The following is a 19,813-nucleotide window of genomic DNA, read 5'->3' as shown; positions in this document are numbered from 1 at the left end:
GATTAGAGAACAGCTGAGGACTGGATAAACCACTGCTCACCCTGACGAATGAGACCATAGCGCACCGTCAACTGAGAATCGTAGGAACGTCCTGAATCTAGTTCTCCGCCTGGCAAATAATACTTTGCATTTTCAGTGACTTCTGCAACGACATTGGCCACATCAGGACTTTCTGGGTCAAAACTCACTTCAGAAATACTCAGCTCATGCTCATACTCGCGATAGTTGCCTACAGCTTCCACATCCCTCGCACCATTTACCCAACGAGAGAGTAAAGGCTCTGCCAAAATTTCTGGCAAACTCGAAGTGTCGTGGCTTTCACCAAAGGCAAGGGCTTTGCCATCAAGCCATGTTTGAATAAGACGTTCGGCGATCGCCGCATCAAATTCCCCTTCAGGCACCTTACTTAACGGCGCCTCTGTGGCAACTTCTTCAATAATCGGAATTGGAATCGGAGGCTCACCAGTCACAGAGACTTGCAATGGATCTTTGATGGTATTACCGCCACCAACTAAAGAGGCGATCGCCTTCACCACCAAAATTAGTGCAACAAGACCACCGACAAGGATCGCAATGCCCTTGAAAGGAAAAGGCTTACGCTTCAAATTGCGATTAGATTTGCGCTTTTTCGGTTTCTTTATCTTTGCAGTTTGAGCCGGGGTTGCAGTCTGAGTTCGAGGTGTTATAGGTGCCGAACTCGGTCGAGAAATAGGTGTTACTTTCGACGTTGCTGTAGCGCTTGTTGTTGGAGCCGTTTCCTCTGGTTTACTAACTTTAGATGGTCTGCTCACCGATAAATCAGCAACGGGCTCTAAACGAGTTTGTCCAGTAGGTTTCGCAGATTCACTGGCAACGATTGACCAATCTTGAGCGCCACTTTCTGCAGGTAGTTGCTCAAGATATTGCTGAACTTGATCATCCGCAAAATACTCAGTCAAAGATACCGATTCGCTGCTGAGATCTCGGAAGTGGGAGAACACTTCAGTTTTGAGCCATTTTTCGCCGTAGAGACAAAGTCCTGGTAATAAATCAGGGGCATCTTTTGAGTTATCACGAATATAGGCGATCGCCTCATATTCCTGACTCAGTTCTAGCGCTTGATTTGCTTCCTCAGTCTGGCCCAAAAGCAACGCACAAATCGCCTGCTCTAAATGGACATCCTGACGTTTGCCGAGACGTAATAATTTTTCCTTGGCCTTGATAATTGATTCTGGTTGTCGTGACGAAAAGCCACCAGCAAGGAGCGCATAAACCGCAAGATAAGTAGACACAGCCGAAGGACGCTTCGACTCAGCGATAAATAAATCTTGCTGCTCTTTGACTGTCAGATAACTACGCAGCTGCTGAATAAACCGCAGAAAATCATCCATACTGAGGCCGGACTGATCATCTCCAGCGCCATCGATGCCACCACGTGCATCAAGCATCGCTTGCAATAACTGCAATCCCTTGGTGCGTAAGGCCGTTTCAGATTCTGGTTGCGATAATAATTCCAGTGCTTGGTAAGGGCGGAGACGATCCAGATCTCCTTGGATCTCTCCTCGCAAGCTTGGGAAAATACCCGCATCAATTAATAGCTTTTGACCTGCTAAGCCAGATTCTGCCGCTGCTTCATAACGACCTTGTTGCCACTGTTCACGACTCAGTTCGAGATACGCCAACGCCAAACAGAGAATCAATTCGCTAGTAACAACTTCTGCCGATCCAAACAAATCTTGCTTAACGAGATTGCTTTTGGATTTCAAATAGGGAGGCACAAGCTTTAAAACCAGCTCATATTCCCCGAGTTCCAGAAGCAATAAAATCCCACCAAGAAAATCTGTTTGCTCAATGGCGATCGCCGGATTACTAGTTTCAGCATCCTCCGCCGCTTCTATCTCACTACTCTGGAAAGGTAATCGGAGACGGCTCTGGGACTCTAGCTGGTAAGTATCATTTAAAAACTCATTGTCATAGACAGCTCGCTTTTCTGTCTGAGAGAGCACTTGGTACGACTGCTCAATAATATTGTTGCGAGCTTGAATTGCCAGATCGCTATGTTCACGACGAGGCAATTGCGCAACGCGATCACGATAAGCCTGAGTAATTTGGGCAGTGGTCGCCTTAGTGGGAACCCCAAGGATTCGGTAATAGTCGAGCGGAATGCGCACAGTTTACTTTCCTATCAGCAAAAGTCACGTCAATTAAGGTTATATTAACCAAAGAATTTTCACACTAAAAGTTGCAACATTGTTTCGTGGTTTCCCCTTGCATCCTTGATAGCATTCCAGCAAAATAGGATGTCTTGAGATGATGTGGAATCCACAACAGACACCTGCTGGCTTCTCTGGAAGTCAGTTTAATTCTAAACTGTAGTTGCAGTTTTCACACAGTCTATAGTCAGCGCAGTGAGCCACAGCGCCGATCACTCAGAAAATCACCAATTTAATGATGCACACAGAACGGACAGCCCCAAAATTTGATCACTCTTCGGTAAAAATCACCAAAGAAGAAGCATTAATGCTCTACGAAGATATGACCCTTGGTCGTATGTTTGAGGACAAATGTGCTGAGATGTATTATCGCGGCAAAATGTTCGGCTTCGTGCACCTCTACAACGGACAGGAAGCGGTTTCCACTGGCATTATTCGCACCATGAAACCCGGCGAAGACTATGTTTGTAGTACCTACCGTGACCACGTCCATGCCCTTAGTGCTGGCGTCCCGGCTCGCGAAGTAATGTCAGAGCTTTTCGGTAAGGAAACGGGTTGTAGCAAGGGTCGTGGCGGCTCGATGCATATGTTCTCTGAAGAGCATAAGCTCCTCGGTGGTTATGCATTTATCGGTGAAGGTATTCCAGTTGCGGCTGGTGCAGCACTCCAAAGTAAATATCGCCGCGAAGTAATGGGCGATAAGTCAGCAGATAATGTAACGGCTTGTTTCTTCGGTGATGGCACGTCCAACAATGGTCAATTCTTTGAGACCTTGAATATGGCGGCGCTCTGGAAGCTTCCCATTATTTTTGTGGTTGAGAATAATAAGTGGGCGATTGGTATGGCCCATGAACGCGCCACTTCCCAGCCTGAAATTTATAAGAAAGCTAGCGTGTTTAATATGCCTGGTTATGAAGTGGATGGTATGGATGTCCTTGCGATGCGTGACGTGGCGCAAAAAGCGGTAGCCCGTGCCCGTGCTGGTGAAGGCCCAACTTTGGTTGAAGCCTTGACTTATCGTTTCCGTGGTCACTCCCTCGCGGATCCAGACGAGCTTCGTTCGGCAGACGAGAAAGAGTTCTGGGCAAAGAAAGATCCGATTACGCAATTTGAGTCGTTCATTCTTGGTCGTAAGCTTGCGACTGCTGAAGAGCTAAAGGCGATCGCCGATAAGATTCAGGCAGAGGTGAATGAGTCTGTTACTTATGCGGAGAGTAGTCCTGAGCCCGATCCAAGTGAACTTCGCAAGTATATTTTTGCTGACTAAAATTTTGTCCTTAAAGTTAATACTTAATTTTTTAGGTATAGCCCCTGATTTCTACTGGAAGTTGGGGGTTTAACTATTTGGTCGAAAAAATTTTGCTACCATCTAGTTCACATCAAACTACGCAATAAATAGAATCGATGGGCATTACATTGCAGGAATATCAGCAACGTCGTCGGGAAGTGATGGCGAGAATTGGTCAGGGGACAGCGATTTTCCGGAGCGCTCCCTACGCGGTAATGCACAATGACGTGGAATATAATTTTCGGCAAGAAAGTAATTTCTATTATTTGACGGGTTTTAATGAGCCGGAAGCAGTGGCGGTTTTGGCTCCCCATCATGAAGAGCATCAATTTATTTTGTTTGTACAGCCCAAAGATTTAGAGAAAGAAACTTGGGTTGGTTATCGTACTGGGGTGGAGAATGCAAAAGAGCGATATGGTGCGGATATTGCGTTTTCGATTACAGAGCTTGCGGCAAAATTACCAGAATATACGAAGGGTAGCGATCGCCTGATTTATCATTTTGGGAATGATGAGAAGTTTAATAACACCATCCTGCGTCATTACCAGTGGTTATTAGCGACCCGTTCAAAGCGCGGCACGGGGCCAACGGCTTTGGTGGATAGCAACCAAATCACGAATCCATTGCGAATGGTGAAAAGTCCAGCGGAAATCGAAATGATGCGGCGAGCGACGGCAATTTCAGCTCAAGCTCATCTTCGAGCGATGGAATATACTCAACCTGGCCGATACGAATATCAGGTGCAAGCGGAAATCGAGCATACTTTTTTGCAGGAAGGGGCGCAGGGTTTTGCCTATCCATCAATTGTGGCTGGGGGCGCGAATGCCTGTGTGTTGCACTACATCGAGAATGGCGATCGCCTCAATGACAATGAACTTTTACTGATTGATGCGGGTGCAGCATTTAAGTACTATAACGGCGATATTACCCGCACATTCCCTGTCGGCAAGACCTTTACGCCCGAACAGAAAATCCTCTATGAGCTTGTCCTTGATGCTCAAAAACAGGCGATCGCCGAAGTTATACCGGGAAATTCCTATCGTGCTTCCCATGAGATTGCTATTTGCGTGATCACCCAAGGCTTAATCGATTTGGGACTACTTAAAGGGGAGCTTGAAGAATTAATCGAAAAAGAAGCCTATAAACCATTCTTTATGCATGGAACAGGCCACTGGCTTGGTTTAGATGTCCATGATGCTGGTACTTACAAACTCAGCGCAGACAAAGACGATTGGACAATCCTAGAAGCTGGCAATATTATCACTGTCGAACCAGGAATTTATATCTCGCCTTACATCAAACCCATCGAAGGGCAGCCCGAAATTCCAGAACGCTGGCAGGGCATTGGTATTCGCATTGAGGATGATGTTCTCGTTACCTCCGAAGGTAACGATATTCTTACCGCGGCAGTTCCGAAAGAAATCAGTGATTTGGAGAATCGTTAAGCAACCTCATGTCTGTGGATCTTCTCAAATTTGCTTTGTTTGCGATCGCCCTTGGTCTGTATCTCTTATGGTCTGCAAAAACTGAAATGGGTACTAAACTTTTTCAGCGACCTGAAGACAAAGAGTAAGGCGATCGCCTCTAAGCCCTAGAGCAAACGTAGCAAACGTAACAAATTTCAGATTAAGTCTTGATCTTGGCAAAATTCCGGCATAGAGTAGCCGAAGGGTCAAAGACTGTATAAAGGATCATTCGTTCTCGTCTGAACCCACAATATCTTTCATTCTTGGGAAATACCTATGGCACTTGATTACCCCGATGACCTCCGCTACCTTGATAGCCACGAATATATTCGACTAGATGGTGAAATTGCGACTATTGGCCTCAGTGCCTTCGCACTTGATGAGCTTGGTGACATTGTTTTCCTCGAACTCCCAGATGAAGGAGATGCTCTCGAAGTAGGTTCAACTTTTGGATCGATTGAATCAGTGAAGGCCGTCGAAGATCTCTATGCTCCTATTTCAGGCACAGTGATTGACCGCAATCAAATGGTGATTGATAACCCAGAGGCGATCGCCGAGGATCCCTACTTGGAAGGCTGGTTTTTAAAGGTTAGAGTCGATAATCTCGATGACGAAATGCTCGCAGAAACCATGACTGCCGACGAATACAGACTTCGAGTTGCAGGTGATGATTCGTAAGCTTTTCAGTTTAGGGAATTAGACCCTACGGTCTGAAGTCTGAAGCAGCTTAAGGAATAACCCCATCAATCACAGGTCGTACATCTTGATTGACAAACGGATCTGTAGAGCCACTCCAATCAAAATCATTAATCCTGAAATTAAAGGAGCCAATTTCAAGGACGGGATTATAGCGAATTAAGATTGAATGGGTACGACGGCTGTACTCAAGGAAATAATCTGTGCTAATCGCATCATTATTATCGAGATTAATTGCCGTTTGAAAACCTGCACGGATAGGGCCATAAATTTGTTGTGTTAGACCGAATGAAAGGGTTTTGGAGTCAGCGAGACGGTCAAATAAGAATGGCGATTCTCCTCTTGAACCAAAGGAATATGCAACATTGAAACCTGTATAGTCGAAAAAGTTATGGGAAAAATGTCCAATCTGCCCCTGTAAGCCAATACGCGCTGTACCCGTAATTTGTTGATCGCCATTACTGTAGAGAGACGACACACCTCGAACACCTGTTTGTAGGGAAAGGTATGGTACTACTGGCCGAGCACTAAATCGTAATCCTTCATCCGGGGTCGAGGGCAATGCTTGTCCACTCCAGAGAGGAAGACTGTGATTTAAGGAGGCAGTGGCTTGATATCGAGTGAGATTTACTTCATCTTGGCTTAAAGGATTATCGATACCCAATAGCTCACGGCGGTCTGTATTCGCCACAATATTTTGGATACTAGCCTGATAGTCCAAGACAAATCCAGATCTGCCTAAAACATAACGAGGCGATCGCAGGACAATACCTAAGCTTCTCTGTACTCGCTGGAAACCCAAAGAACCATTAAAGAGGCGATCGCGGTAATTAAATTCCTGACTAAGACGAAAAGGGTTTGCAAGATTTCCCAATAATTGCTCAAATCGGAAATTCACTTTTAGGTCATCTTCAAGATTTTCAAAGCTCAGATTCGGGATAGACCCTTTCGCAATCACAAAAACGCGAGGATTGAAATTGTAATTAAAATCTGTCGTTAAACCAAAAACATCGGGTGAAATAATTGCAGAATCATCCCCTTCAGTCCCACCAAATTCGTTGTCAGGAAACAGTACTTTCTGAACAAGATATTGGGGAGTCACTGTCCATTTTCCCTGCTGGTTTTTGAAGAGAGTAAATCGCCGCTGAATAAAAAAACCACCTCGATCTTCGTCATCAAAACCAATAGAAACTAAGCTAAAAATACCTTCATCATCAGAACTATCAAAGCGATAGGTACGAGGATAGATTGGCAGTGAAACATTATCGTCAATGACTAAGCGCGTATCAGTGGTAACCAGTTCACTCGTAAACTCGTCAATATCTCGGTAAGTGGCTGTATCAGCAATGACCTGCAGCTCTGGAGGATTAAAGGGATCATTCGTTAATCGAATATTTTTGGCTTCCCAACGATCTTCGAAAAACTCTACTTCTTCGGCATAATATCGGATCCGATTAACGGTACCAATATTGTTTTCCAGTGGAGGACGATTCTCAATACCTCTACTACTACCCACAACGATATTGAAGCCATCGTTAGTCTGATTAACATTACTAATAGGCTGATCTAGTAATAGTCTCTCATTCAGTAATATGGCTGGATCGGAGATATTCGAGATGGAAGGAGTTGGCTGAGCACTGAGGTCTTGGCTGAGATCTTGCTGGGAAACTTCACCTTGGGCTTGGCGAATATAACCACGGTTTTGCACAAAGAAATAGTCAAAGCGATCACCCCGAAGAAGTTGCTGTCCTCGCTGTAATGCAACATTACCTTCAGCGATCGCCAATTTTGTATTGAGATTAATTTGGAGCCGATCTGCGGTTAAAACTGATTCATTAAAGCGGACAACCACATCTCCAACAGCCGTGACGATATTGGTCAATTCATCATATTCTTGGCGATCGCCAATCACTTCAAGGACACGTAATTCTTCTTCTGCTACCTCGACTGATGCTTCAGTTTCTGTCCCGTCTTCCGTGGTGGGTGTTATGGGAGGATCTTCCAGCGAAAACTGCTGCTGTGATTCATTCGTTCGATCTTCAATTTGCACACCATTAAAGATTGGTTCCTCGGCAGGAAACTCCTGTGGCTCGACGTCCGCCGGAATTTGCGCGATGGGCTGAGGGGATTGCGCAGTAACATCCGCTGGTATAGAAGCAACGGCACAGTTTAATGCACAAAAAGCGGCGATCGCAGACATAGCAGAACTCATTAGGGCAAATTGATACAGAATCTATCCTAATCGTTATTCTCTCAACTACAAGGTTTTTCCTGAAACTTACCGCAAGGATTAGTTTAAGTCTTTGCTCTTGTTTTGCAGTCAAATAGTCGGTGATCGCCCAATCTTTTCCTAATTCTACGAATTGTCATTCCCTATAGCGGTTGCAAAAGGATTAAGACATAGCTGCGCGAAGAGTGATATCCATGGCATCTCTGAGAGAGGAACTCTGTCAGGAATTACTACATAAGGTAGATGAGGTTAAGGTAGTGAAATGACTTCTTTTACTCACATTAGATTACTGTCAGTATTTATTGCCCAATTATAGCAATAGCCAAATGGTTTAGGAAGTATTATGAGAGTTATTGCGTGAAGTAAAAAATGCCAGCGGCTGATAGTGATGACCTACGATGTCAAGCCCTTGCTGCGATAGCACTAGGTATCCTGAAAAAAGATGTCTGTGAAATGTTCGGTCTTGGCCTTAATAGCCTTTATCTCTGGATACAACAGACTAGAGCAAACAGGAAGTTTTACAGAGCCAAAACAGGGTATCAGAAAGGCTCGGGTCACAAAATCACAGACTGGGAAGCATTCAAAAGCTTTGTGCAACAGCATCCAGATAAAACCCAGGCAGAAATGGCAGAGTTGTGGTCGGATGATGTGAGTCGTCGCACCATATCGAGAATGTTGAAGAAGATAGGTTTTACTCGCAAAAAAGACCTATGGGTATCAGGAAAGGGATGAACAGAAGCGGGAAGCATTGAGGCAAGAACTAGCAAGATTAAAACCTGAACAAATCATCTACTGTGATGAGTCGGGAATGGATGAGAGAGACGGTCAGTATGACTATGGCTATGGCCCTGAAGAGGAAAGAGTTTATGACCTCAAGTCAGGAAGCCGTCGCGGAAGAGTTAAGAGGATGTTTGAAAAGTAGAAGTCTAGGCTAAACGTCGGAGAAGTAAGCGGATAGAAGCTATATAAATCCATGCCTCTGCACTCTCAGTGGAACATTCATGATCTCGACTCAAACGACGACACCAATAAAACCAGCTAAAGGTTCTCTCTACCACCCATCGTCTTGGTAAAGGAGTAAACCCTTTTTGTTCTTTAACGTGAGTTCTGGATAAGGAATGATAGCTCTAATCAAGCTGTAAAGAAGGTTTTTTGGGTTGATGGCAGTAAGCAATCAGCCCACACAGCAAGTTCACACAAAAGTTTGTGGGACTGCGATGTCGGGAATGTTCAATCTGTGAGATGTTCTTCAGTGGGTATGTAAATTAATTTGTGTAAGCGGTCAAAATCAACAAATGGTTAAGGAGACCGTGACCCATGAAAAAACAGAATCAAACCAGTAGAGCCGATGAACTGATTGATGAATTACTGCCAGATTGTCCCGACTCGGAATCAATTCTGGGAGAATCAGGCTTACTACAGCACTTGAATCAGAGATTAATTGAAAGAGCCTTGCAAGGGGAATTGAGTCATCATCTGAATCAAGCCAAAGAAGCAGGTAAGCAGAATAGTCGAAACGGCTATTCCAAGAAAACAATCAAATCAACCCAAGGGAAATGGATATCAGCATCCCAAGGGATAGGAAAAGTGAATTTGAGCCGCTGTTAGTACCCAAAGGTCAAAGGCGTATTCAAGGGCTAGAAGAGAAGATACTGGCTTTGTACAGTCGAGGTATGAGTACCAGAGATATTCAGGCACAAATGCAAGAACTGTATGGGGTGGAGATTTCTGCTGGGCTAGTGAGTGAAGTGACCTCGGCAGTGATGGAGGAAATCAAAGCATGGCAGCATCGCCCTCTGGAGGAGATATATCCAATCCTGTGGCTGGATGGCATGAGAATAAAAATCAGAGAGGAAGGACGGGTCACGAATCACACTCTGTACCTAGCACTGGGAGTGAAGCAGTCCGGTCACAAGGAGGTCTTAGGAATGTGGCTATCCTCGGGAGGAGAGGGGGCAAAATTTTGGTTATCAGTGCTGAATGAAATCCACCATCGGGGAGTCGAACATATCTGTATAGCTTGTGTGGATGGGTTGAAGGGATTTCCCGCTGCCATTGAAGCGGTGTTCCCAAAAACGAGAGTGCAATTATGTATCGTTCATCTGATACGAAATAGCCTGAAATTCGTTTCTTGGAAAGACCGTAAGTCCGTGGTGTCAGACCTCAAGCCTATTTACCAGGCCGCCACAGTTTCCGAGGCAGAATCCGCCTTAACTGCTTTTGCGGAGCGTTGGGACGGCATCTACCCCACTATTTCCCAAATATGGCTGAATCATTGGGACAACATCATTCCATTATTTGATTATCCAGCTCCCATCCGTCGCATCATTTACACCACCAATGCCATTGAGGCGGTCAATCGCTCTTTGCGCAAGGTGTGAAAAACCAAGAGCATGTTCCCCCATGCAGATGCTGCCCTGAAATTGCTGTATTTAGCCCTGAAGCATTTGATGAAGAGATGGACGATACCAATACCCCATTGGAAAAGAGCTTTGAGCTATTTTGCCATTGATAATCCAGAGTATTTTCTTCACTAATTTTCTTGGCTTACACAAAATTCTTGACACTCCCTCTTCAGTTGGTCAATAACTGCCTCAATCAAAGCCCGCTTACGAGCAAAAAGTTTATCTTGATAAACCATCAAATGATGCTTCATATTTCGACGAGGTTTAGCCATTAGGGTCACCTCATGTTCCTCTTGAAGATGCTGGGCTAAAGATTGTGAGACATAGCCTTTATCGGCAAAGACTTTACCCCATAAGTCTTGCCATAACTCCACTATAGGTTGGCGGTCATCGGTATTTCCGGGCGTCACTTGGACGTTGAGTAACTCTCCTCGCTCATTGATGACCAGGTGTAGTTTGAAGCCGAAGAACCATCCCACCGAAGTCTTGCCCCTTGCCGCGCAACCTTCAAAAACACGATGTTGAGAGATACGGCGATTATGGCAAACCTTGATGCTGGTGGCATCAATGAAGCTAATACCAGTGCATTGTCCGAAGCATCGTCGCAGATATGTACAGAGAGGAATCAAGCTCGAAGGTATCCATGTCACAAAGCGTTGATAGCTCACAGCTAGAGGAAACTCTTGTTGCCAATCGCATTTCACCTTGATGAGATAGAAATGCTTGAAATTTCGATAGTGAGATTGATGGAAAGCAATGAGAATAGTCATCACCTCACTCAGACTGAAGCTTCTCTGACGGCGACGGTATTTTTTGCCAGAGCTGAGTAACGCTTGATGCCATAAGGGTTCAAAGACTTGGCAGAAATCATTAACATGGCAAAACAGAGCCTCTAGACTGGACATGGGAGAAAGCCGTGGATTCGTTACAACTTCCACGATAGGGAGTGTCAAGAATTTTGTGTAAGCAAAGAAAATTAGTGAAGAAAATACTCTGGATTATCAATGGCAAAATAGCTCAAAGCTCTTTTCCAATGGGGTATTGGTATCGTCCATCTCTTCATCAAATGCTTCAGGGCTAAATACAGCAATTTCAGGGCAGCATCTGCATGGGGGAACATGCTCTTGGTTTTTCACACCTTGCGCAAAGAGCGATTGACCGCCTCAATGGCATTGGTGGTGTAAATGATGCGACGGATGGGAGCTGGATAATCAAATAATGGAATGATGTTGTCCCAATGATTCAGCCATATTTGGGAAATAGTGGGGTAGATGCCGTCCCAACGCTCCGCAAAAGCAGTTAAGGCGGATTCTGCCTCGGAAACTGTGGCGGCCTGGTAAATAGGCTTGAGGTCTGACACCACGGACTTACGGTCTTTCCAAGAAACGAATTTCAGGCTATTTCGTATCAGATGAACGATACATAATTGCACTCTCGTTTTTGGGAACACCGCTTCAATGGCAGCGGGAAATCCCTTCAACCCATCCACACAAGCTATACAGATATGTTCGACTCCCCGATGGTGGATTTCATTCAGCACTGATAACCAAAATTTTGCCCCCTCTCCTCCCGAGGATAGCCACATTCCTAAGACCTCCTTGTGACCGGACTGCTTCACTCCCAGTGCTAGATAGAGAGTCTGATTCGTATCCCGTCCTTCCTCTCTGATTTTTATTCTCATGCCATCCAGCCACAGGATTGGATATATCTCCTCCAGAGGGCGATGCTGCCATGCTTTGATTTCCTCCATCACTGCCGAGGTCACTTCACTCACTAGCCCAGCAGAAATCTCCACCCCATACAGTTGACCTCTTGCAAAAGGTTATGGCAATTCAAAATTGTAGAGACCAGCAATGAGATTAAGTCTTAATCCCCATCTCCGACGGCGGTTACGATATCGACTGGATAATATACGAAATCTTTTGAGCATTCTGAATACCATCTCAATGATGATTCTTTGAGCTGCTAAGAGCTGATTCTCCTGTTTCTGTTCCGCAGTCAACTCCCCTCCTCTAGGCTTCTTGTGAGGAGTGTGACTCCGCTGATGCCGCTTGTGTAGACCTTGATATCCGGCGTCGGCAAGGCAGAGTTGTCCCTGCTGAAAATGCACTCTACTCTTTTTGAGTAGTTTGAAGTCATGGGTGCTACCTTTCTCACAGTCACAACAGATAATCTGTGCCCACTGCCAAGCAATGACCATTTGAGCTTTAAGGGAATGATGTTTCTTTTTCCCTGAGTAGTAAAGACGTTGTTTTTTGGGGCTTTTCAATCGCCTGTTCTGTGGCATCCATCACCACTACTGTTAGAGATAACTCTTCTGAACCATGGAGCTGTTTCATGCCGGGTAAGTGGCAATCGGTTTCTTTGATGAGTGTGTTCTCTGTTTTTTGCACCATGCGACAAACTGTTGATTCATGAATGCCCCATGATTGAGCGATAGGAAAATAAGTGCGATATTCCCTCGGATATTCCAAGGTGAGGAGTAACTGATTTTCCAGGGATAAAACACTGGGACGACCGGGTTTTTGCTTTGCTTTAGCTTCTGCTAGGACCTCTACCAGACGATTGAAAGTCTGAAGTTTAACTCCACAGGCTCTCCTGAATTGTTCTGGAGATAAATGTTGGAGCTGTTCGTAAGTTGGCCTTTTTATCGCTATGGCTCTGTTACTTTCCTCTTTTTTACCTACTCTCACCCCTTTTGCAAGAGGTCAAATTCTTGCATTTGAGCCTGAATATCTCTGGTACTCATACCTCGACTGTACAAAGCCAGCATCTTCTCTTCTAGCCCTTGAATACGCCTTTGACCTTTGGGCACTAACAGCGGCTCAAATTCACTTTTCCTATCCCTTAGAGGATGTCTGAAAAGTATATTTTGAGCATAGACATGTAGGTGATTCCACAAAGAAAATCCTCTGAAATTCCTATTTTTTCGTCAGGCTCATAATGACAAAAGTTACAGTCAGACCCTTTTCAGACAACCTCTTAGGATGCTGATATCCATTTCCCCTTGGGTTGATTTGATTGTTTTCTTGGAATAGCCGTTTCGACTATTCTGCTTACCCGCTTCTTTGGCTTGATTCAGATGATGACTCAATTCCCCTTGCAAGGCTCTTTCAATTAATCTCTTACTCAACTGCTGTAGTAAGCCTGATTCTCTCAGAATTGATTCCGAGTCTGGACAATCTTGCAGTAATTCATCAATCAGTTCATCGGCTCTACTGGTTTGATTCTGTTTTTTCATGGGTCACGGTCTCCTTAACCATTTGTTGATTTTGACCGCTTACACAAATTAATTTATAGCAGCGAAGGAGAAGGTTAGGACATAGAACAGAAGGCTATTCTGATGGCATCGAACAAATCCTCAGTCTTCTTGATGAGCTTACTTACCTCCTTCTTTAACCTCCCCCAAAACTTCTCTATCTTGTTCAGGTGTGGTGAGTAGGGTGGCAAAAATATCACTTCACATCCTGCCTTCGCCACCAATGTTTGTATTCTTTCCTTTGGATGAACACTGGCATTATCCAGAATAATAATTTGACCCGGAATCAACTCTGGCACTAAGCAATCCTCTACCCATTGGCAAACTAAGGCGCTGTTGGCATAGCCCTCAAATACCATCGGTGCTATCTGCTCTCCCTCTCGCCATCCTCCAATCACGCTAACTCGTTCTGTACGATGACCTAACTTCTCTGCGATAAACCTCTCTGACTTATGGCAGTAGCCATACCCATAATCTAAGGTATTATCAAATCCACTTTCATCGATATATACGAGTCGTTCTTGGACATACTGCTTCAGTTGTGCCACAAATGCTTTTTCTAATTCTTTATCTCTCTCTTGATATCGATAGGTCTTTTTTTTCGAGTAAATTCAATTTTCCGTAGAGCTTCACGTCTGGATGCATCACTAATAGACTCTGGCCATTTCTCCGCCATTTCCTTCTGGGTTAGATGCCCATATTCCTCTGCAAAAGCACGAAAAGCATCTAGATCATTAATCTTCGGTTGAGGGCCTCGACGGTAATCTGTCTTCGGAGCGACTGAACCGATTTTCTCTCGTCGTTTCAGCCACAGGTCTAGCGTATTTCGGCTAATACCAAAGAAGCGACAGATATCACTTTTTCGTTCACCTTTATCGAAGGCGGCAACAGCTTTTAGGCGTAAATCAAGACTATGGGGAGCAGGCATGGCATCTATGTTTATTGCTTCTATCCTATTCTGTCTTAACCCACTCCTTGCCTGCTATACATACCCATTCAAGCCTCTATGTTGTCTATGCTCTACCCCTTTGAGTATGTTCTTTTTAGCGGCTCCATAACTCTTGAGTCTATCGGTGACTATCACTCTGGGGCTCTCTATTCTCCCTTGAGTAATCTCTTGAAGAACTTCTCTGCTGCTGTTCTATGTCGTTTGGATTGCAGAAGAATATCCAGCGTTTGCCCCTCTTTATCCACGGCTCGCCAAAGGTAGTTTTGCCTTTTATTTTGAGCACGACTTCGTCTAGATGCCATTTATCTGCTGGCTTAGCTCGCTTACGACGAAGGTGGTTGGCAGAGGTTTGAGCAAACTTATGACACCATTTACGGATAGTTCCATAAGTGATATCGATACCACGATATTTCATCATCTTTTGGATATCGCGGTAGCTCAAGGGAAATGTGTAGTAGAGCCAAATGCAACGATAGACGATCGCTCTCGGATAGCAATGTTTTTGTAGAAATGATTTATTGACTCATCCTACAAACGCTCGACTATGAATATTTCCAACTTAAAGTAGCCAACTATTTGATTTCTATAGGTTGCTCGCCACTTCCTTCATTTATGTTGGTTTCATAACGAGTCAATAAACAATCTCCAAACCTTTGCAGAGTTTAGAGAAAAATATCAGTCAATATTGAGGGAAGTATATGAGTTGAGATGAGATCTGCTCTTAAAGACTATCCAGTTGGTGATTTTTTTCGGTGATTTTAGCTTGATTACGACGTTTTGCTGCTGCACATAAACCACTTAAAATTGGTAAAATAGCAGCTGGTGTTGGTACTGGCTCTGAAATACGGTAAGCATGATTGTCAGTTTCAAATGCGATATTGTTAGATTGAAAAACAACTCGATCAAAATTTTCTCCTTCTTCTGCAAAAATATTTAGAAAAAGAGCATTGTTGATATTATGAGCACCATTAGCTAGAGTGAGAATATCTTCGCCAGTTAAAGAAGTAATGAGTGTCTCACCATTGTAGAAATATAGATTGTTATGATTGTCGATTGAACCGAAGTAAAAACCAAAATAATCAGACTCAACATCTAAATTAATGGTCACAATATCTGAAGATTCGTTTCCAAAACTACCGACGCTCAAGTAAGGATTATTGGTATTATTATAATCACCTTGGCTTGGAGGAGCGGCATAACGACCACCTCCATGACCTTGGACAATGTCGCCACCAATACCTGTGTAAGAAATGCCACTTTTATCAATATATTCTACGCCACCACGTTGAGTTCTTAAGCTTAGGTCACGAAGTGGAGCATCATCAAAAGTGATAGTTTGTGCCCTTTCAACAGTAGAAAAAGGAGTATTTTCTTGAGCTGTAATAACGAGAGCTTGAGCAGGAACAGCCATCAAAGCTATCATTGAAGCAGCTATTAAACCGATACCAGCAAGCATTTTTGAAAAAGAAGAAATGCATTCTTCTCTAAAGATATATTCATCCGAGTTACAAACATATTTATCATCTTGTTTTCCATCGTAGATAAATCCATAGTTCATGCTCATGTTGTGTGCTTCCTTAAAAAATGACTTATTGCAGTTCTGCTGTTGTTTCCACTATCGCCAAATTCTTCGGCAGAAAAAATACCTATTTAGTCATATTTGGTCATGTCTTTTCATCACAAAAGATCATCAAAAGTCATAGTGGTGATATCGATCTATGCTGGTTTGTAACGGCGATCGCCACATGATTCAAGCGCAAAAAAAATTGCTCCCACGATGAGAAGCAATTACCGAATACAACAACAAAAATTAAAAGCATGAAACCCTCGTAGAGATAGGGCAACAGTTTCAGAACAGAATGTGAGATTCTCATCCTGTTCTGAAGGGATTATTCTCCTAGAGTTCAAAACCAGTTAAGGTGCCGCTATTACCGTTAAATGCGAGGTAAGAAACTGACTCATGATTGTGACCGATCTCTGGTGTCAAAGACTGATCTTCTTGGACAAAGGCATCAAAACCAGTCGTCGAAATGCTGCCACTATCAAGTCGGAGTACTGATGGGTCGAGACCACGAGTAGAGCCAAGCTTGGCAATCAAGGTGGGAGTCACATCGAAACCTTCACCGAAAGAGATTGTCTCCCAGTTCTCATCGACAGAAGCTCCTGTAGTACCACCCTGAAGCAACAGATCTCCATCTGCATCATGGCTAACTCCCTGCTCGATCGCCAACCAACCAATAGTCTCTTCCACATGGTTACCAGTATTTAACGAATCCTCTTCCTGCATCCCTAAGCTGAAGCCAGTGCTAGATTGTCCCTTGAGGCGGGTGGTAACCCATTGACTACCTCCTTCGTTTGTTCCGTTGGTTTGGATTTGGGACAGGACAGTCGGAGCACTCACAAAATCAGTTAGACCATTGTCCGTGAAATCAATCGTGTCAAAGTCATTTTGAGCCGTAATGAGATTGTCAGTTCTATGTAAGCCCGCCGCAATACGAGTACCATCTGCCAGTTCCCATTCGCCAGCTTCAACGACAAAGAAAGACACCGTCTCCCCAAAGGTATGAATATCGTTGAGGTAGTCTGCTTCCTGAATGCGGATTTCAAAGGAATCACTATCAACATTACGGAGACGAATACCGGAAAAATCACTCCCATTGAAGGTGGGGTCAGAGGCGATCACAACAGGATCGATGTAGTTGCCATCTAGCTCAATGGTTTGCCAAACATGGGTGAGGTTATCCACCGTGCCATACTCACCAATCGCCCTTTCTGTTCCCGGTAATGACGTATGGGCATCTAGCTGCTCAGCGGAGACAAATTTTATATGCTCATGGGCATTAAACCCAACGGCATTTTCCAAAGCAAAAATTTTCTTACCACCCATAGAGAGTGTCTGCGTCGGAATATTGTAGGAAGCCATGCCAGGGAAAGCATCGCGATCAAGCCAAATTTCATCCCCTTGAGACGCATTAAAATCAGTGATCACATCATAAGAATTCGGATTACGCAGAACAAATTTATCTGCGCCAGTGCCACCTGTTAGATAATCATGGCCGTCGCCACCATCAAGGAGGTCATTGCCAGCACCACCCACCAAAACATCATCAACTTCGAGAAGCTTCTCAACCTTAATGGAAGAGGTTTCATTATCAAAGCCATTACCAACATAGGATGTGTTAGAGGTGAAAGAAATGGAATCACCGCTAAAGTTTGCGTGTTCATACAAGGTGACTTCATAGCCTTCTGCAACCTTTAACGAACTTAGCTGCTCATTACCGATATAGGATAAACCGCCGACATTGTAGGAACCAACACTCAGCTCCTGTCTCCGGCCACGGTAGGACCCATCTCGATAAATGGTCACTGGTGGTGCTTTTTCGATCACAATTGAGGAAGTTTCATCGTTAAACCAATCGCCAATATAGGTTGTACTAAAGTCGTGGGTCAGACTATTACCTGTCCGGTTATGGTGCTGATATAAGGTCACTCGATAGCCATCAGCAACTTTTAAAGAGCTGAGGGCATCGTTGCCGATTCCAAGCTGATGATCGGTGAAGTTGCCGAGATCATAAAATGCTTTGGATTTGCCGCCGTAACTGTCATGCTGATAAATAGTGACCAAAGGCGATCGCAGTGCAGACTCCGGTAATTCACCCCGCGCCACAGCCAGTTCTGTTTCGCTATAGCGACCCACATCACTGGTACCACTACCGATCAAGATGTCATTTCCTTGGCCACCATCAAGGTAGTCAAAACCTAGTCCTGCAATGAGGCGATCATTACCTAAACCGCCAACCAGAATATCGTTGTTGCCGCCACCTTTAATGATGTCATTACCAGCGCGACCATCTAAATTGCTGGAGATTTCTAGGGCTGAAGCATCAATGGTATTGTCGCTGTCACCAGCCTCAACAACAACGGATTCAATATTTTTAAATTCATCTATTCCTTGACCAGAGACTCTATATTCCCAAGTGCCACTTTGCTTTGTAAATGTGAAATTAGCATCATTACGGAAAATAGCGACATCTGAGGCAAGGTCATTATCGTAAAGACTATCTTCTCCGCCATCGATAAGATCGTTGCCACCACCACCAATGAGGATGTCCGAACCAGTACCGCCTTTTAATACATCGTTCTTATCTTGTCCGATAACGGTATCATCGTCGGCTCCACCATTGAGAATATTGCCATTACCACGGCTATGACTGCCAATAATGTAGTCATCACCTTCACGACCGTAGGAATCTCCGTTGCCAAGCAGAGTATCATTACCCTCACCGCCATCGGCTTTTTTATTGTCTACAAGGATATCCTGGCCATCTTCTCCATAGGCTTCATCTGAGTCAGTGATGTAGTCATCATGATTTCCTCCATAAGCTTTTTTTGCACTGCTTATGTAATCGTTATCATTTTCTCCATAAGCCTCGTATTTGACATTGGTAATGTAATCATCGCCGGTTCCTCCCCAGGCATATTTAACGTCTTTAATTTGATCATCGCCATTTTCTCCGTAGGCTTTTTTGACGTTGGCAATGTAGTCTTTTCCTTTGCCTGCGTATACTATGATTTGGCTCGTTGAACGGGAATTATGTCTACGATCCTCAAAATCTAGATAATCATTACCATCCCCTTCTCTGAAGATATATTCAGTGTAATTGAAGATAAATCCCTCTTTTTCTTGCGTTTCGTCGTACATGAGGGTGGGACGCGTTCCATTTATGGCGTCTTTTAGAGTCTGGCCCAAACTTGAACCAATATTGAATTCAAAAAAGAGGTCGATAGAGGTATTAATCCCCTGTAGGACATCATATGCAGCTTGAACTAGCGACTCATAGGCATTGGCCTCAAGTGTGTCTAATCCCGAGTCAAAGTCGATACCGTAGTCGTTACCGAAGTAGCCGGCAATCTCATCTTCTCCATAGCGCTCCAGCATCGCACTGATAAATTCACCAGCGAACATGATCGCGTAGTAAGCGGCATAACTCTGGATCGTACTTAGACGAAGAAATCCAGGCGCATAGGTGAGCAAGGTGGTCAACGCAAAGTTCGCACCATTAAAGTACCCTGTGTTCGACTCTGAGAAGAGATCGCTCTCAATGGTCTCTTCGATTTCCTTATTTAGGTCTAGGTATGCTTGAATCTCGGGGTTATGACGGTGGTCTGTGCTCATAGCTTTCACCTATTGGATAAGAAGATGTTGCTGCTTTGTTGTTAATTCCACTATCGTCAAATTGCCTGGTAGAAAAAATACCGAAAAAGTCATGTTTGGTCATGTCTTTTAGGGCAATAAGGTCATAAAAAGTCATGTTGGTGATGTCAGTC

At 44.2% G+C, this 19,813-nt stretch carries 14 protein-coding genes and 5 pseudogenes; 7 read left to right on the top strand and 12 right to left on the bottom strand.

The window, feature by feature from the left end:
• Positions 1-2: 2 nt before the first annotated feature.
• Positions 3-2,150, bottom strand: a complete 2,148-nt coding sequence (locus tag LEPTO7376_RS16530) for an IMS domain-containing protein (RefSeq protein WP_015135287.1) — start codon at positions 2,148-2,150, stop codon at positions 3-5.
• 280 nt (positions 2,151-2,430) lie between these two features.
• Here LEPTO7376_RS16530 and pdhA point away from each other — a divergent pair, with 280 nt between their 5' ends.
• The 3 genes from pdhA (at position 2,431) to gcvH (ending at position 5,624) form a co-directional block, all read left to right on the top strand.
• A complete protein-coding gene (gene pdhA / locus LEPTO7376_RS16525; protein ID WP_015135286.1) occupies positions 2,431-3,459 on the top strand; it encodes a pyruvate dehydrogenase (acetyl-transferring) E1 component subunit alpha in 1,029 nt (342 codons plus the stop codon).
• 137 nt (positions 3,460-3,596) lie between these two features.
• Positions 3,597-4,925, top strand: coding sequence for an aminopeptidase P N-terminal domain-containing protein (locus LEPTO7376_RS16520; protein WP_015135285.1), 1,329 nt, complete (start codon positions 3,597-3,599; stop codon positions 4,923-4,925).
• 297 nt (positions 4,926-5,222) lie between these two features.
• Positions 5,223-5,624 carry a glycine cleavage system protein GcvH gene (gene gcvH, locus LEPTO7376_RS16515; RefSeq protein ID WP_015135283.1) on the top strand — a complete coding sequence of 134 codons (402 nt, stop codon included), beginning with the start codon at positions 5,223-5,225 and terminating at the stop codon, positions 5,622-5,624.
• A gap of 49 nt (positions 5,625-5,673) precedes the next feature.
• On the opposite strand, the gene LEPTO7376_RS16510 is transcribed toward gcvH, so the two are convergent.
• Positions 5,674-7,854 carry a DUF3769 domain-containing protein gene (locus LEPTO7376_RS16510; protein ID WP_225901114.1) on the bottom strand — a complete coding sequence of 727 codons (2,181 nt, stop codon included), beginning with the start codon at positions 7,852-7,854 and terminating at the stop codon, positions 5,674-5,676.
• A 387-nt stretch (positions 7,855-8,241) separates the two neighbouring features.
• On the opposite strand from LEPTO7376_RS16510, the gene LEPTO7376_RS16505 reads away from it, so the two are divergent.
• Positions 8,242-8,604: an IS630 transposase-related protein gene (locus LEPTO7376_RS16505; RefSeq protein ID WP_041763834.1), complete on the top strand. Its 363-nt coding sequence runs from the start codon at positions 8,242-8,244 to the stop codon at positions 8,602-8,604.
• A gap of 16 nt (positions 8,605-8,620) precedes the next feature.
• Entirely contained in the window at positions 8,621-8,794 is a 174-nt protein-coding gene (locus LEPTO7376_RS26540) for a hypothetical protein (protein WP_160148492.1), read from the top strand.
• Positions 8,795-8,798: 4 nt separating this feature from the next.
• On the opposite strand, the pseudogene LEPTO7376_RS24960 reads toward LEPTO7376_RS26540, so the two are convergent.
• Together LEPTO7376_RS24960 and LEPTO7376_RS26535 are read right to left on the bottom strand one after the other, a co-directional pair.
• Positions 8,799-8,960 (bottom strand): annotated as a pseudogene (locus LEPTO7376_RS24960) (IS5/IS1182 family transposase); the annotation flags it as partial.
• A gap of 39 nt (positions 8,961-8,999) precedes the next feature.
• Positions 9,000-9,125, bottom strand: a pseudogene (locus tag LEPTO7376_RS26535) (IS982 family transposase); the annotation flags it as partial.
• 64 nt (positions 9,126-9,189) lie between these two features.
• Here LEPTO7376_RS26535 and LEPTO7376_RS16500 point away from each other — a divergent pair.
• Positions 9,190-10,409: pseudogene (locus tag LEPTO7376_RS16500) on the top strand (IS256 family transposase).
• On the opposite strand, the gene LEPTO7376_RS16495 reads toward LEPTO7376_RS16500, so the two are convergent.
• The 7 genes and pseudogenes from LEPTO7376_RS16495 to LEPTO7376_RS23770 form a co-directional block, all read right to left on the bottom strand.
• On the bottom strand, positions 10,406-11,182 hold the full coding sequence (locus LEPTO7376_RS16495; protein WP_015135281.1) for an IS982 family transposase: 777 nt from the start codon (positions 11,180-11,182) through the stop codon (positions 10,406-10,408). The pseudogene LEPTO7376_RS16500 and the gene LEPTO7376_RS16495 sit on opposite strands and share 4 nt — an antisense overlap.
• Before the next feature lie 227 nt (positions 11,183-11,409).
• A complete protein-coding gene (locus LEPTO7376_RS16490) occupies positions 11,410-12,072 on the bottom strand; it encodes an IS256 family transposase (protein WP_051188799.1) in 663 nt (220 codons plus the stop codon).
• Between the two features lie 27 nt (positions 12,073-12,099).
• Positions 12,100-12,928 (bottom strand): IS5 family transposase gene (locus LEPTO7376_RS23780; RefSeq protein WP_225901222.1). Its coding sequence is split into 2 segments (ribosomal slippage): positions 12,100-12,529 and positions 12,528-12,928, totalling 831 coding nucleotides; the frame shifts between segments, so codons are not numbered across the junction.
• A 62-nt stretch (positions 12,929-12,990) separates the two neighbouring features.
• A pseudogene (locus LEPTO7376_RS29165) lies at positions 12,991-13,518 on the bottom strand (transposase); the annotation flags it as partial.
• A gap of 74 nt (positions 13,519-13,592) precedes the next feature.
• Positions 13,593-14,464 (bottom strand): annotated as a pseudogene (locus LEPTO7376_RS29160) (IS630 family transposase).
• A 167-nt stretch (positions 14,465-14,631) separates the two neighbouring features.
• On the bottom strand, positions 14,632-14,787 hold the full coding sequence (locus LEPTO7376_RS29155) for a DDE-type integrase/transposase/recombinase (RefSeq protein ID WP_083891135.1): 156 nt from the start codon (positions 14,785-14,787) through the stop codon (positions 14,632-14,634).
• A gap of 419 nt (positions 14,788-15,206) precedes the next feature.
• Positions 15,207-16,049 carry a PTPA-CTERM sorting domain-containing protein gene (locus LEPTO7376_RS23770; protein ID WP_015135279.1) on the bottom strand — a complete coding sequence of 281 codons (843 nt, stop codon included), beginning with the start codon at positions 16,047-16,049 and terminating at the stop codon, positions 15,207-15,209.
• A gap of 20 nt (positions 16,050-16,069) precedes the next feature.
• On the opposite strand from LEPTO7376_RS23770, the gene LEPTO7376_RS26525 reads away from it, so the two are divergent.
• Positions 16,070-16,234: a hypothetical protein gene (locus LEPTO7376_RS26525; protein ID WP_160148490.1), complete on the top strand. Its 165-nt coding sequence runs from the start codon at positions 16,070-16,072 to the stop codon at positions 16,232-16,234.
• 148 nt (positions 16,235-16,382) lie between these two features.
• On the opposite strand, the gene LEPTO7376_RS28720 is transcribed toward LEPTO7376_RS26525, so the two are convergent.
• The gene (locus LEPTO7376_RS28720; RefSeq protein WP_015135278.1) at positions 16,383-19,661 is read right to left on the bottom strand and encodes a hemolysin-type calcium-binding protein; all 3,279 of its coding nucleotides are present in this window, start codon (positions 19,659-19,661) and stop codon (positions 16,383-16,385) included.
• Between the last annotated feature and the right edge of the window lie 152 nt (positions 19,662-19,813).

It is taken from the genome of [Leptolyngbya] sp. PCC 7376, from assembly GCF_000316605.1.
Taxonomy (GTDB): Bacteria; Cyanobacteriota; Cyanobacteriia; order Cyanobacteriales; family MRBY01; genus MRBY01.
This window is presented reverse-complemented; position numbering and strand designations above follow the sequence as displayed.